Annotated in this window: 11 protein-coding genes; 7 read left to right on the top strand and 4 right to left on the bottom strand. The window is 70.8% G+C overall.

The genetic code is table 11. The annotated features are described in order from the left end of the window. Nucleotides 1–107 precede the first annotated feature (107 nt). Nucleotides 108–2,087: a threonine--tRNA ligase gene (gene thrS, locus ACIREE_RS09205; RefSeq protein ID WP_404148545.1), complete on the top strand. Its 1,980-nt coding sequence runs from the start codon at nt 108–110 to the stop codon at nt 2,085–2,087. Between the two features lie 5 nt (nt 2,088–2,092). On the opposite strand, the gene ACIREE_RS09200 is transcribed toward thrS, so the two are convergent. Beyond that, complete coding sequence (locus tag ACIREE_RS09200) at nt 2,093–2,773, bottom strand: potassium channel family protein (protein WP_404148542.1); 681 nt, start codon at nt 2,771–2,773, stop codon at nt 2,093–2,095. Nucleotides 2,774–2,840: 67 nt separating this feature from the next. On the opposite strand from ACIREE_RS09200, the gene ACIREE_RS09195 reads away from it, so the two are divergent. Beyond that, on the top strand, nt 2,841–3,404 hold the full coding sequence (locus ACIREE_RS09195; RefSeq protein ID WP_404148539.1) for an HIT family protein: 564 nt from the start codon (nt 2,841–2,843) through the stop codon (nt 3,402–3,404). A 26-nt stretch (nt 3,405–3,430) separates the two neighbouring features. On the opposite strand, the gene ACIREE_RS09190 is transcribed toward ACIREE_RS09195, so the two are convergent. Next, nucleotides 3,431–4,903 (bottom strand): PLP-dependent aminotransferase family protein, encoded by a 1,473-nt coding sequence (locus tag ACIREE_RS09190; protein WP_404148536.1) that lies wholly within the window; start codon nt 4,901–4,903, stop codon nt 3,431–3,433. A gap of 176 nt (nt 4,904–5,079) precedes the next feature. On the opposite strand from ACIREE_RS09190, the gene ACIREE_RS09185 reads away from it, so the two are divergent. Continuing rightward, nucleotides 5,080–5,778, top strand: a complete 699-nt coding sequence (locus ACIREE_RS09185) for a YitT family protein (protein ID WP_404148533.1) — start codon at nt 5,080–5,082, stop codon at nt 5,776–5,778. Here ACIREE_RS09185 and ACIREE_RS09180 read toward each other — a convergent pair. Beyond that, the gene (locus tag ACIREE_RS09180) at nt 5,723–7,471 is read right to left on the bottom strand and encodes a hypothetical protein (RefSeq protein ID WP_404148531.1); all 1,749 of its coding nucleotides are present in this window, start codon (nt 7,469–7,471) and stop codon (nt 5,723–5,725) included. The genes ACIREE_RS09185 and ACIREE_RS09180 overlap by 56 nt on opposite strands. Nucleotides 7,472–7,650: 179 nt before the next feature. Beyond that, the gene (locus tag ACIREE_RS09175) at nt 7,651–9,867 is read right to left on the bottom strand and encodes an elongation factor G-like protein EF-G2 (RefSeq protein ID WP_404148528.1); all 2,217 of its coding nucleotides are present in this window, start codon (nt 9,865–9,867) and stop codon (nt 7,651–7,653) included. Nucleotides 9,868–10,126: 259 nt separating this feature from the next. Between ACIREE_RS09175 and pgsA the strand changes: the two genes are divergently transcribed. The 4 genes from pgsA to ACIREE_RS09155 all read left to right on the top strand — a co-directional run bounded on the left by pgsA (nt 10,127) and on the right by ACIREE_RS09155 (nt 13,534). Further along, the gene (pgsA, locus tag ACIREE_RS09170) at nt 10,127–10,795 is read left to right on the top strand and encodes a phosphatidylinositol phosphate synthase (protein ID WP_404148525.1); all 669 of its coding nucleotides are present in this window, start codon (nt 10,127–10,129) and stop codon (nt 10,793–10,795) included. After that, a complete protein-coding gene (locus ACIREE_RS09165) occupies nt 10,792–11,706 on the top strand; it encodes a phosphatidylinositol mannoside acyltransferase (protein WP_404148522.1) in 915 nt (304 codons plus the stop codon). Before pgsA ends, ACIREE_RS09165 begins: the two co-directional genes overlap by 4 nt. Further along, nucleotides 11,703–12,911 carry a glycosyltransferase family 4 protein gene (locus tag ACIREE_RS09160; protein WP_404148519.1) on the top strand — a complete coding sequence of 403 codons (1,209 nt, stop codon included), beginning with the start codon at nt 11,703–11,705 and terminating at the stop codon, nt 12,909–12,911. Before ACIREE_RS09165 ends, ACIREE_RS09160 begins: the two co-directional genes overlap by 4 nt. Before the next feature lie 77 nt (nt 12,912–12,988). Continuing rightward, nucleotides 12,989–13,534, top strand: a complete 546-nt coding sequence (locus ACIREE_RS09155; protein WP_404148517.1) for a hypothetical protein — start codon at nt 12,989–12,991, stop codon at nt 13,532–13,534. The last annotated feature ends 42 nt before the right edge of the window (nt 13,535–13,576 follow it).

Raw genomic sequence — 13,576 nt, 5'->3', positions numbered from 1 at the left:
GGGCTCCGGAGAACCGCTTCGCGAGCGACCCCTACGACTCGGTACGATCGCCAAGGCGCGCGTCACAGGTAATGGCGTGGCGTTCCACCTTCAGGCAGGAGAGACCGGTGTCAGACGTCCGTGTAGTCATCCAACGCGATTCCGAGCGGGACGAGCGCGTGGTGACGACGGGCACTACGGCCGCCGAGCTCTTCGCCGGAGAGCGCAGCATCGTCGCGGCCCGTGTGGGCGGTGAGCTGAAGGACCTCGCGTATGCGGTGGCCGACGGCGAGACCGTCGAACCCGTCGAGATCTCCTCCGAGGACGGTCTCAGCATCCTGCGGCACTCGACCGCGCACGTGATGGCGCAGGCCGTCCAGGAGCTGTTCCCCGACGCGAAGCTCGGTATCGGCCCGCCCATCAAGGACGGCTTCTACTACGACTTCGACGTCAAGGAGCCGTTCACCCCCGAGGACGTCAAGCGCATCGAGAAGAAGATGCAGGAGATCCAGAAGCGGGGGCAGCGCTTCTCGCGCCGCCTGACCACCGACGACGACGCCCGCGTCGAGCTCGCCGACGAGCCCTACAAGCTGGAGCTCATCGGCCTCAAGGGCAACGCGGCACAGGCCGCCGACGGCGCCGACGCCGAGGTGGGCGGCGGCGAGCTGACCATCTACGACAACCTCGACGCCAAGACCGGCGAGCTGTGCTGGAAGGACCTCTGCCGCGGCCCCCACCTGCCCACCACCCGGAACATCCCGGCGTTCAAGCTGATGCGCTCGGCCGCCGCGTACTGGCGGGGCAGCGAGAAGAACCCGCAGCTCCAGCGGATCTACGGCACCGCGTGGCCGTCGAAGGACGAGCTCAAGGCGTACCTCGACTTCCTCGCCGAGGCCGAGAAGCGCGACCACCGCAAGCTGGGCGCCGAGCTCGACCTGTTCTCCTTTCCGGAGGAGCTGGGCCCGGGCCTCGCGGTGTTCCACCCCAAGGGCGGCGTGGTCCGCAAGGTCATGGAGGACTACTCGCGGCGCCGCCACGAGGTCTCCGGCTACGAATTCGTGAACACCCCGCACATCTCGAAGGAGCACCTCTTCGAGACGTCGGGCCACCTGCCGCACTACGCGGAGGGCATGTTCCCGCCCATCCAGTTCGACGAGCAGAACTACCGCCTCAAGGCGATGAACTGCCCGATGCACAACCTGATCTTCAAGTCCCGCGGGCGTTCCTACCGTGAACTGCCGCTGCGGCTCTTCGAGTTCGGCACGGTCTACCGGTACGAGAAGTCGGGTGTGGTCCATGGGCTGACCCGCTCGCGCGGCTTCACCCAGGACGACTCGCACATCTACTGCACCAAGGAGCAGATGCCGCAGGAGCTCGACACGCTCCTGACCTTCGTGCTCGACCTGCTGCGCGACTACGGCCTGAGCGAGTTCGAACTGGAGCTGTCCACCCGCGACGACTCCGACAAGTTCATCGGCACGGACGAGGACTGGGCGGAGGCGACCGAGGCGCTCCGTCTGGCCGCCGAGAAGCAGGGCCTGCCGCTCGTGCCCGACCCGGGCGGCGCCGCCTACTACGGCCCGAAGATCTCCGTCCAGGCCAAGGACGCCATCGGCCGGTCCTGGCAGATGTCGACCCTCCAGGTCGACTTCAACCAGCCCAAGCGCTTCGGCCTGGAGTACACGGCGGCGGACGGCTCGCGCCAGCAGCCCGTCATGCTGCACCGTGCCCTGTTCGGCTCCATCGAGCGGTTCTTCGGTGTGCTGCTCGAGCACTACGCGGGTGCCTTCCCGGCATGGCTCGCGCCGGTGCAGGCCGTAGGCATCCCGATCGGCGACGGGCACGTGACGTACCTGGAGGAGTTCGCCGAGAAGGCGCGCGCCCAGGGCCTGCGCGTCGAGGTCGACTCGTCCTCGGACCGCATGCAGAAGAAGATCCGCAACCAGCAGAAGGCCAAGGTGCCCTTCATGGTCATCGCGGGCGACGAGGACATGAACGCCGGTTCGGTGTCCTTCCGCTACCGCGACGGCTCGCAGGAGAACGGCATCCCCGTCGACGAGGCCATCGCGAAGATCGCCAAGGTCGTCGAGGAGCGGGCGCAGGTCTGACGTCGTCAGTCGTCCTTGCGAGAGGCCCCCGGAGATTTCTCCGGGGGCCTCTCCCCTTCCCGCGAGAAGACCTGCAGCAGCCACGACGAGAACGTGCCCGTGACCGCGCCGAGCAGGGCCAGGCCGCAGGCCATCACACCCACCGCCACGAGCCGGCCCAGCGGGGTCACCGGCGCCAGATCGCCGTAGCCCACGGTGGACAGGGTCGTGCAGGTGAACCACACCGAGTCGCCGTACGTGACGATGTCCGCGCCCGGCGCCGCGTGCTCCTGCTGATACAGGGCGAGCGAGCCGGCGAAGCCGAGCAGCGTCACCGAGATACCCGCGTAGGTGATCACCCGGGCGTGCAGCGCGAGCCGCGGCCGGTCCTGATGGCTCTGCACCGTCTGGTAGGCCTGCACGATCCGGACCGGGCGCAGCAGTGGCAGCAGCAGGACCACGGTGTCCAGCCAGTGGGTGCGCAGGAAGCGCGGCAGACGCAGCCCGCTCAGCCGCAGCCGCACCACGTAGTCCACGAGGAACACGGCCCAGGCCGCGAGCGTCACCGTCAGGCACAGATTCCGTACCGCGGCGGGCAGGTCGTGGCCCAGGACCCTGACCGCGTACGAGGCGAGGTAGAGCAGGGAAGCCACCGCGAGGACGGCGCCGTTGCGCCGCTCCCAGCGGGCGAGGGGGCTGTCGGTCATCCGGACAGCATCGCCCCTGCCGGGCGGGCGCGGCACCCGCCGACACGCCCTGCCGAGGTGACGCCATATGCTGAACTTCATGACGAGTGAGCCGGAGCAGCAGATGGGTCCTGTGGGTGAACCGGACGGGTTCGGGCGTCTGTGGACCCCGCACCGGATCGCGTACATCCAGGGCGAGGGCAAGCCGACGGGCCCCGGCGCCGACGACGGCTGTCCCTTCTGCGCGGCTCCCGGCAAGTCCGACGAGGACGCCCTGATCGTGGCGCGCGGCGAGCACGTCTTCGCGATCCTCAACCTGTACCCGTACAACGGCGGGCACATGATGGTGATGCCCTACCGGCACGTCGCCGACTACACGGACCTCGACGAGGCGGAGACCGCCGAGTTGGCCGTCTTCACCAAGCGCGCCATGACCGCGCTGCGCTCCGCGTCCGGCGCGCACGGCTTCAACATCGGCATGAACCAGGGCGCCGTCGCCGGCGCCGGCATCGCCGCCCATCTGCACCAGCACATCGTCCCGAGGTGGGGCGGCGACACGAACTTCATGCCGGTCGTCGGCCACACGAAGGTGCTGCCGCAGCTGCTCGGTGACACGCGCACGGCCCTGGCCAAGGTGTGGCCGAGCGCCTGACGAGCTCCTCGGTGCACCGGGCCGGGTCAGGCGATCCAGCGCGGCCGCGCCCCTGAGGCGGCGGGCCGGAGCTCCTCGGCCTCTGCGCGCGCCATCCGCTGCACCGCCTCGCCCAGCGTCTCCTCGGGCAGCGTGAACGGAATGCGCAGGCGGTGCTCGAACAGGCCGGGGTCCGTCGCGAAGCAGGCGCCGCTCTCGATGCGTACGCGGTGGGCGAGCGCGCGCTCGGCGAGGTCCGAGGCGACGGGCGCCCCCAGATCGACCCAGAGGGACAGGCCGCCGGGCGGGACCCGCCACGTCCAGTGCGGGACGTACTGGCTCAACGCCTCGGTGAGCGCGGCGCGTTGGGCCCGCAGCAGGGTGAGGCGGTCGGCCAGGTGATCGTCCGCCCCGGCCAGCAGCGTGAGCGCGAGGAGCTGGTCCACCACCGAACCGCCCATGTCGTTCGCCACCCGCTGCGCCGCGAGCTCCGTGACGAGTCTCGCCGGGGCGCGCAGCCAGCCGATGCGCAGGCCCGCCCAGTGCGTCTTGCTCATCGAGCCGACCGTGATGACCTGATCGGACGGGCCGTGCGTGGCGAAGGGGCGCGGGGGAGCGGTGTCCAGGGCGAGATCGGTGAGGGTCTCGTCGACGACCAGCCAGGTGCCGGAGCGGCGCGCCGCGCGCAGCACCCCGGCCCGCTCGTCCGCCGACATCACGCACCCTGTCGGATTGTGGAAGTCCGGGATCAGGTAAGCGAGCCGGGGCACCGAGTGGCGCAGCGTGGACTCCATGATCCCGAGATCCCAGCCGGTGTCGTCCGTCACCGGCACGGACACCGGGCGCAGCCGGGCGCGGCGCATCGCCTCCAGGGCGTTCGGATACGACGGATTCTCGACCATGATCCGGTCGCCCGGCCGGGAGAGCAGGCCGAGAACGAGGCTGAGCGCGTGTTGCGCACCGGCGGTCACCAGGATCTGCTCGGGCGTCGTGGCGAGGCCGCGGGCCGTGCAGCGGGCGGCGAGCACCGACCTCAACTCCGGTAGCCCGTACGGGTAATAGCCCGGAGCGCCCGCGTGTTCGGCCAGCCGTGGCGCGACCTCGGCGAGGGCGTCCGTGAGGGTCTCCGCGGGCGGCGCGGGCGCGGCGCGGGCCAGATCGATCGCGGCGTCCCCGGCGGCGAGCAGTCGGCTGACGCCCTTGGCGGCGCGGCCCGGCGGCAGCGACGTCCAGGTTCCGGAGCCCTGGCGGCTGTGCGCGAACCCGTTCTCCCGCAGCAGGTCGTACAGCGCGGTGACCGTCGTCCGGCTGGTGCCGAGCGCGGCGGCCAGCTCCCGCTCGGCGGGCAGCCGGACGTGCAGGGCGAGGCGCCCGTCCAGGATCAACTCGCCGACGGCGTGGGCCAGATGACGGTAGGCGGGACGCGCCTGCGCGGGATCGGGGAGCAGCGCGGCGAGCTGTCGGCCGCCCACGGTGCGAGGCGTCCGGTCGGGGTGACCGGCGGCGGCCTTCACCTTCACAGAACCACTCTCCCCGCGAATCCCGCCGAGCAGAACGGCTCCCCGGCGAACAGAACCATTCTCCGGTAATTGGCTGTGCAACTCGGGCCGATCACTCTACAGAGTGACGGGATTGGCCTTGAAGGTGCCTCCGACGCGGGGTGCTTTCCCCCCCGAATCCCCCGGAGCCATCCCTTATGCCGCTCACGTACGTCCCTCTGCGCGAACGCCCCGCGCGCCGCCTCCCGCAGCTCTTCACCGGTCTGACCCTGTACGGATTCAGCCTCGCCCTGATGGTCCGCTCGGACCTCGGGCTCAGCCCGTGGAACGTCCTCAACGCAGGCCTGGCCCGGCACACTTCACTCAGCTTCGGCACCCTCACCACACTGGTCGGCGCGGCCGTCCTGCTGCTGTGGATCCCGCTGCGCCAGCGGCCGACCCTGGGCACGTTCGCCAACATCCTCACGGTCGGCTGTTCCTCGGACCTCGGCCTGTGGCTGCTCCCCGGCCACCCCGCGCTCCCGGCCCGCGGCGCCCTGCTCGCCACCGGCATCCTCCTCAACGGCCTCTCGATCGCCGTCTATGTGGGCGCCCGCTGCGGCCCCGGGCCCCGCGACGGCCTGATGACCGGACTCGCCGCCGCCACGGGCCGCTCCCTGCGCCTCGTGCGCACCGCCATCGAGGTCGTCGTCCTGGCGGCGGGCTGGCTTCTGGGCGGAGCCGTGGGCCCCGGCACGGTGCTGTACGCCGTGACGGTCGGCTCCGTCACGCAGTACTGCCTCCCGCGGTGCGCCTACCGGGCGGACCGGGACCCCGCTGTCCGGGACCTGGCAACCACGTCTACGCGTCGTACACGTCGGCCTTCCGCGGCGCCGGATCCTGGACCAGGCCGCTGAGCACGCCCGACCGGTTGCCGAACTTCTCGGTGTTCACGCCGTGGTCCTCCAGGACCTTGATCGCCGCGGCATGCACCACGCGCAGCACCGGTGTCGCCGTGCGCAGCGCGTCGTCGGCCATGAACCGGTGCCGCCAGGGCTGGTCCGCCCAGGCATGACGCAGCCCGAACGGCTCGGGCAGGACGAGCTTGCCGCCCAGGTGGTCGAGGAGCGGCGGATACCAGGTGAAGGGGGCGCGGACCGCGACCCGGACGGCTTCGTCCGCGTCGATGAGCGGGAGCGTCTTCTCCGTGGTCTCCCAGAACCGGACCGACTTGGCGACTTCCATGGTCTTCGGCTCGGGTTTCGTCGTGAACAGGGAGTTGACCGGGCCGAGGGCGTGGCCCGTCACCTCGATGCGCAGCGTCTCGTGCAGCACGGTCACGGTGATCAGCATGGTGATCACCAACTGGCCGTCCCAGAGCGTGAACTGCACGCCCAGGTAGTGGCGGTCGCCGCTGCCGAACTGCTGCTCGTTGCAGATCCGCTGTATCTCGTGCTGCTTGATCTGGAACGCGTCGACGTCCTCGCCCGAAGGGCGGGCCACCGCCTTCGCGTTCTCCCCGACCGGCGTGACGATCCAGTCCTTCACCGACGGGGTCGGGAACCCGCCCGTGTGCAGCGGGCCGCGCTGCAGAAGCTGAAGCTGGTCCCGGATCGCGCGGATGACGTCCCAGCTGCGGAACGGATGGATCTCCTTGCCCGGTTCCTCCGACACCAGGTCCTCGGCGAGCTGCCAGCTGCCCCAGCGGGTGCCCATGCCCAGGATGCCCTTGGGACCCGCGTAGAAGACCGAGTTCGACTGCTGCTCCGCGGTGAGCTTGGCCAGGCTCTGGCGCAGCTGCTCGGCCGCCGTCTCGCCCGGGCTGCCGGGCACCGCCTCCGGGATCTTCGGGCCGACGCCGCCGCCGGACAGCAGCGCGTCCCACTGGTCGCGCAGCTCCTTCGCGGTGCGCTCGCAGATCCGCCGGGCCCAGAAGGCACCGATGACCGGAGCTACGAACGAGGCCCGTAGGTACCAGGCCCAGAATCCGTGGAACGGGAGCTTGATGAGCAGGATCACGATGCCGATTCCTATGACAGCCATGATCGTCGTCGCCACGGCGGCCCGGCCACGCGCCGCCCGCTCCTTCTTCCTCGCCTCGTTCTTCACCGCGGTGGACTTGCCCTCGGCCTCCTTGACGATCTTCTCCGCCGTGTCGACCCGCGCGTTGTTCGAACGGCGGACCTGGAACGCGGCCAGCCACACGAGGAACCCGGGCAGGAAGAGAAAGCCGAACACCACCGTCACGATGGTCAGCAGTCGGTCGCGCTCCCGCCGGATCCGGTTGGCGGCCAGACAGTGCTCGACGACGACCTGCGGCTCGGTGCCGAACGACTGGATGAGCGGCTTGCGCCCGCCGCCCAGCATCCGCACCTGTACCGCGCGGGAGAAGGCCTCACCGAGATTGGGTGCGAACAGGGACCACCTGCCTGCCTTCGCCTCGGTCTTGTGCCACTCGTTGTTGGCGTCCTCGATCTTCGAGGCCCTGTCGTCGCGGTACGCGGCAGACGCGATGGCGAAGGTCGCGGCGGTCTGCCCCGCCGATCCATGCAGCGGGACCTGCGCCCCGGGCCTGAAATCGAATACATCGTCCGCCACTGCCGCCCCCATCACCGCACCTAATCGCTGCTGCGGCTTTTCCCGACTTCCGCGCCCCGCACACCTGTTGATCAGTTGATCGTCCTGTTCCACCCGATCGTGGTCCAGCGTAACGGCCGCCACCGACATCCGCCCTGACAAGGCGGATGTCGTCTCCCCGGGAGACGGCCCGGGGAGACGACGGTGGGCAACTACGGCGTGTTCTGCGCCTGTTCACGAATCCTCTCGCTCAGTTGCGGCGGCATCGGCTCGTGCCGCGCGTAGCCGCGGTCGAAGCGCGCCGTGCCGTGCGACAGCGACCGAAGATCGACCGCGTACCGTCCGATCTCGATCTCCGGCACCTCGGCCCGTACGAGGGTGCGGCCGCCCGGCGCCTGTTCGGTGCCGACGACGCGCCCGCGGCGCCCGGACAGATCGCTCATCACGGCGCCCACATAGTCGTCCCCGACCAGCACCTGCACTTCGGCCACCGGTTCGAGGAGATGGATCGTGGCGCCGGCCGCCGCCTCGCGCAGCGCGAGCGCGCCGGCCGTCTGGAACGCCGCGTCGGAGCTGTCCACCGAGTGCGCCTTGCCGTCGAGCAGCGTCACCCGCACGTCGATCAGCGGATACCCGGCCGCGACCCCCCGCGCCGCCTGCGTCCGTACGCCCTTCTCCACGGACGGGATGAACTGGCGCGGCACCGCGCCGCCGACGACCTTGTCCACGAACTCGATGCCGGACCCGCCGGGCAGCGGCTCCACCTCGATCTCGCAGATCGCGAACTGCCCGTGGCCGCCGGACTGTTTCACATGCCGTCCGCGCCCGCCGGACTTCCCCGCGAACGTCTCGCGCAGGGACACCTTGTGGTCGATCACATCGACCTGCACCCCGTAGCGGCTGCGCAGCCGGTCGAGGGCCACGTCCGCGTGCGCCTCGCCCAGACACCACAACACCACTTGATGCGTGTCCTGGTTCTGTTCCAGCCGCATCGTCGGGTCCTCCGCGACGAGCCGCGCAAGCCCCTGCGACAACTTGTCCTCGTCGGCCTTGCTGTGCGCCTGGATGGCGAGCGGCAGGAGCGGGTCGGGCATCTCCCAGGGCGCCATCAGGAGCGGATCGTCCTTCGCGGAGAGGGTGTCGCCCGTCTCCGCCCGGTTCAGCTTCGCCACACACGCCAGATCGCCGGCGATGCAGTGCGTGAGCGTGCGCTGCTGTTTGCCGAACGGCGCCGACAGCGCGCCGATCCGCTCGTCCGACTCGTGCAGGGCGCGGCCGTCGGGCCCGCGGTCGCCGAGCCCGTGCCCGGACACGTGCACCGTCTCCTCGGGACGCAGAGTGCCCGAGAAGACCCGTACGAGGGAGACGCGGCCCACATACGGATCGGAGGCGGTCTTCACGACCTCCGCCACCAACGGGCCGTCCGGATCACAGGCCTTGACCGCCCGCGCCTGCCCGCCGGGCGTGCTCACCGTCGGCGCCTCGCGCTCCAGCGGCGTCGGGAAACCGCCCGTGATCAGCTCCAGGAGCTCGACCGTGCCGATGCCCTGCCGGGCGCCCTCGGCGGCCGGTGCCGCAGCGAGGACCGGGTGGAAGACACCGCGCGCGACGCCCCGCTCCAGATCCTCGACGAGCGTCTTGGAGTCGAGGTCCTCGCCGCCCAGATAGCGGTCCATGAGGGTCTCGTCCTCGCTCTCCGCGATGATCCCCTCGATGAGCCGGTTGCGGGCCGCCTCGATCGTCGGCAGCTGGTCCTCGCCGGGCTCGGACTCCTTGCGTTCGCCCGACGCGTAGTCGAACAGACGCTGCGAGAGCAGCCCGATCAGGCCCGTCACGGGCGCGTGCCCGTCCGACGCCTGCGCGCCGTGCAGCGGCAGGTACAGGGGGAGTACGGCATCGGGGTCGTCGCCCCCGAAGACCCGCGCGCAGGTCCGCGTCATCTCCGCGAAGTCGGACCGGGCCGCCTCCAGGTGCGTGATGACGATCGCCCGCGGCATACCGACGGCCGCGCACTCCTCCCACACCATGCGCGTCGCGCCCGCCATGGTTTCCGGCCCCTCCGCCGCAGAGACGACGAAAAGGGCCGCGTCCGCCGCTCGCAGACCGGCCCTCAACTCCCCGACGAAATCGGCGTAGCCGGGGGTGTCCAGCAGATTTATCTTGCAGCCGCCCCATTCCACCGGGACGAGCGAGAGCTGGACCGAGCGCTGTTGCCGGTGCTCGATCTCGTCGTAGTCGGAGACGCTGGTGCCGTCCTCGACCCGGCCCGCCCGGTTCACCGCCCCCGCGGTCAGCGCGAGGGCCTCCACCAGAGTCGTCTTGCCCGATCCGCTGTGGCCGACCAGCACCACATTCCGTACGGACGCGGGATGGTCGGCCGTCGCTGCCCTGCCGGCGGCTCCGGGGTGTCCGTTCGCCTTGTCGCCCATGCCTTGCCTCCCGGTTGTTGCACGGTGAGGTGGTCCCTGTGGGACGTAAACGGCGCGGACACGCGAATCCGCGTGCGGAGGCGGCTTCGGCGACGCCCGCGGTGTCACCGAGCTTTCCACTCCGGTCACTGTGCGTCCATACGTCGTGCGCGACCACCACGCGCGCGTGGTGGCCCGGCGGCCGTTCCGGTGCGCGCGTGACTACGATGGGCCAGCCGGTGGCCAGAGGGGCCGCACGGCACCGACCCTCGGGAAGGCCATGCTGAACAAGTACGCGCGTGCATTCTTCACGCGTGTCCTCACACCGTTCGCCGCGTTTCTCATCCGTCGCGGGGTCAGCCCGGACACGGTCACACTCCTCGGCACCGCCGGAGTGATGGCGGGAGCGCTGGTCTTTTACCCGCGCGGAGAGTTCTTCTGGGGCACGGTCGTCATCACGCTGTTCGTCTTCTCGGACCTCGTGGACGGCAATATGGCGCGCCAGCTCGGGCGCACCAGCCGCTGGGGCGCGTTCCTCGACTCCACGCTCGACCGGGTCGCGGACAGCGCCATCTTCGGCGGCCTGGCTCTCTGGTACGCGGGCTCGGGGAACGACAACGTCCTGTGCGCGGTTTCGATCTTCTGTCTCGCCAGTGGCCAGGTCGTCTCCTACACGAAGGCCCGCGGCGAGGCGATCGGCCTGCCCGTCGCGGTCAACGGCCTGGTGGAGCGCGCCGAGCGCCTCGTCATCACGCTGGTCGCCGCCGGCTTCGCGGGGCTGCACAAGTTCGGCGTACCCGGCATTCAGTACCTGCTGCCCGTCGCGCTGTGGATCGTCGCCGTGGGCAGTCTCGTCACGCTGATCCAGCGTGTGGTGACCGTCCGCCGCGAATCCGCCGAGGCCGACGCGGCGGCCGCGGCCGCCGCCCAGGAGGAGACCGCCTCGTGAGCGGGGCGCAGGAGCGGGTGACGGACACCCTGTACGGGCTCGGCTGGGCCATGGTGAAGAAGCTCCCGGAACCGGCCGCGAAGCGGCTGGGCAGGACCATCGCCGACGCCGTGTGGAAGAAGCGCGGCAAGGGCGTGCTCCGCCTGGAGGCGAATCTCGCCCGGGTGGTTCCGGACGCGACGCCGCACAGGCTCCGCGAGCTCTCCAAGGCGGGCATGCGCTCGTACCTGCGCTACTGGATGGAGTCCTTCCGGCTCCCGGCGTGGAGCAAGGACCGCATCAGGGAAGGCTTCTCGGGCAAGGACCTGCACTACCTCACCGAGGGCCTGGACTCCGGTAAGGGCGTCATCCTCGCTCTGCCCCACATGGGCAACTACGACCTCGCAGGTGCCTGGGTCACCACCAAGCTGGAGACCCCGTTCACGACGGTCGCCGAGCGCCTCAAGCCGGAGACCCTGTACGACCGTTTCGTCGCGTACCGCGAGGGCCTCGGGATGGAGGTGCTGCCGCACACCGGCGGCTCCGCCTTCGGGACGCTGGCCCGCCGGCTGCGCGCGGGCGGTCTCGTCTGCCTGGTCGCCGACCGCGATCTGTCGTCCTCGGGCGTCGAGGTGAAATTCTTCGGCGAGACGACGCGGATGCCCGCCGGACCTGCGATGCTCGCCCAGCAGACGGGCGCGCTGCTCCTGCCGGTGACCCTCTGGTACGACTCCTCGCCGATCATGCGAGGTCGTGTCCACCCGCCCATCGACGTACCGGAGACAGGTACGCGCGCCGAGAAGACGTCTGTCATGACGCAGGCGCTGGCCGATGCCTTCGCCACGGGGATCGCGGACCATCCGGAGGACTGGCACATGCTGCAACGTTTGTGGCTCGCTGACCTGGAGCACTTTGAGGAGCGGTCCGCGTGAGGATCGGAATCGTCTGCCCGTACTCATGGGACGTGCCGGGCGGCGTCCAGTTCCATATCCGCGATCTGGCGGAGCACCTCATCGCCCTGGGGCACGAGGTATCCGTCCTCGCCCCGGCCGACGACGAGACCCCGCTGCCGCCGTACGTCGTGTCGGCGGGCCGCGCGGTCCCGGTGCCGTACAACGGCTCGGTCGCGCGCCTCAACTTCGGCTTCCTGAGCGCGGCGCGCGTCCGGCGCTGGCTGAACGACGGCACGTTCGACGTCGTCCACATCCACGAACCGGCGTCGCCGTCGCTCGGCCTGCTGACGTGCTGGGCGGCGCAGGGCCCCATCGTCGCTACCTTCCACACCTCCAACCCCCGCTCGCGCGCGATGATCGCCGCGTACCCGATCCTGCAGCCCGCCCTGGAGAAGATCAGCGCGCGCATCGCGGTGAGCGAGTACGCGCGCCGCACGCTCGTGGAACACCTGGGCGGTGACGCGGTGGTCATCCCGAACGGGGTCGACGTCGACTTCTTCGCACGGGCCGAGCCCAGGGCCGAGTGGCAATCAGGAGGGGCGCGCAGCTCGGTTGAGGGTGGCGGCGGGGGACGGGAGGGCGGGACCATCGGATTCATCGGGCGGATCGACGAGCCCCGCAAGGGCCTGCCGGTCCTGATGAGGGCGTTGCCGAAGATCCTCGCGGAGCGTCCGGACACGCGGCTGCTGGTGGCCGGTCGCGGCGACGAGGAAGAGGCCGTCGAGTCGCTTCCCCAGGAGATGCGCGAGCGCGTCGAGTTCCTCGGCATGGTCAGCGACGAGGACAAGGCGCGGCTGCTGCGCAGCGTCGATCTGTACGTCGCCCCGAACACCGGCGGCGAGAGCTTCGGGATCATCCTGGTCGAGGCGATGTCGGCGGGTGCCCCGGTGCTCGCCGCCGACCTGGACGCCTTCGCCCAGGTCCTCGACCAGGGCTCGGCGGGCGAACTCTTCACGAACGAGGACGCGGACGCACTCGCCGGAGTCGCGCTGCGGCTCCTCGCCGACCCCGTGCGCCGCGCCGAACTCCGCGAGCGCGGCAGCAAGCACGTGCGCCGCTTCGACTGGTCGACCGTCGGGGCCGACATCCTCTCGGTCTACGAGACGGTGACGCACGGGGCGACGACGGTGGCGGCCGACGAGCGGACCGGGTTCCGGGCGCGGTTCGGCCTCGCCAGGGACTGAGCGGGCAGCTGATACAGCGGGCAGAGCAGGCATGGGGGCACAGGGGCCGCGCTCCGCCACCGGTAGCCTTTGCGCCCGTGACCGTCACCTTGATCTGGATCGCTGTAGCCCTCTTCGCGATCGGCCTCTACCTGAGCTGGACCGCGGGGCGCCTCGACCGGCTGCACGCCCGCATCGACGCGGCGCGCGCCGCCCTCGACGCGCAACTCCTGCGCCGCGCCTCCGTCGCCCAGGAGCTGGCCACGTCCGGGGTCCTGGACCCGGCCGCGTCGATCGTGCTCTACGAGGCCGCGCACGCCGCGCGGCAGGCCGAGGAGGAGCACCGGGAGGTCGCCGAGAGCGAGCTCAGCCAGGCGCTCAGAGCGGTCTTCGGCGAAGCCGACCAGGTCGAGGCCGTCCGGGAGGCCCCCGGGGGCGAGGACGCCGCCGAGGAGCTGGCGCAGGCGGTGCGCCGCGTTCCCATGGCCCGCCGTTTCCACAACGACTCCGTCCGCGCGGCCCGCGCGCTGCGCCGGCACCGCAAGGTCCGCTGGTTCCGGCTGGCGGGGCACGCCCCGTTCCCGCTGGCTTTCGAGATGGACGACGAGCCTCCGGCGGCGCTCGCCGACCGCGCCACTACGTAGGGCCCGGAACGACTTAAGGCCCGGAACTACGGAGGGCCCGGA

The organism is Streptomyces sp. NPDC102467 (assembly GCF_044765445.1).
In the GTDB taxonomy this organism is placed as follows: Bacteria; Actinomycetota; Actinomycetes; order Streptomycetales; family Streptomycetaceae; genus Streptomyces.
Note: the sequence above shows the minus strand (reverse complement) of the source record. Positions and strands in the feature narration are given on the sequence as shown.

What these genes read in the sequence shown, in the direction of transcription:
- ACIREE_RS09195 (WP_404148539.1), top strand. Translation starts at nt 2,841, where the DNA reads ATGCTGAACTTCATGACGAGTGAGCCGGAGCAGCAGATGGGTCCTGTG.
- ACIREE_RS09175 (WP_404148528.1), bottom strand. Translation starts at nt 9,867, where the DNA reads ATGGGCGACAAGGCGAACGGACACCCCGGAGCCGCCGGCAGGGCAGCG.
- pgsA (WP_404148525.1), top strand. Translation starts at nt 10,127, where the DNA reads ATGCTGAACAAGTACGCGCGTGCATTCTTCACGCGTGTCCTCACACCG.
- ACIREE_RS09180 (WP_404148531.1), bottom strand. Translation starts at nt 7,471, where the DNA reads ATGGGGGCGGCAGTGGCGGACGATGTATTCGATTTCAGGCCCGGGGCG.
- ACIREE_RS09200 (WP_404148542.1), bottom strand. Translation starts at nt 2,773, where the DNA reads ATGACCGACAGCCCCCTCGCCCGCTGGGAGCGGCGCAACGGCGCCGTC.
- ACIREE_RS09185 (WP_404148533.1), top strand. Translation starts at nt 5,080, where the DNA reads ATGCCGCTCACGTACGTCCCTCTGCGCGAACGCCCCGCGCGCCGCCTC.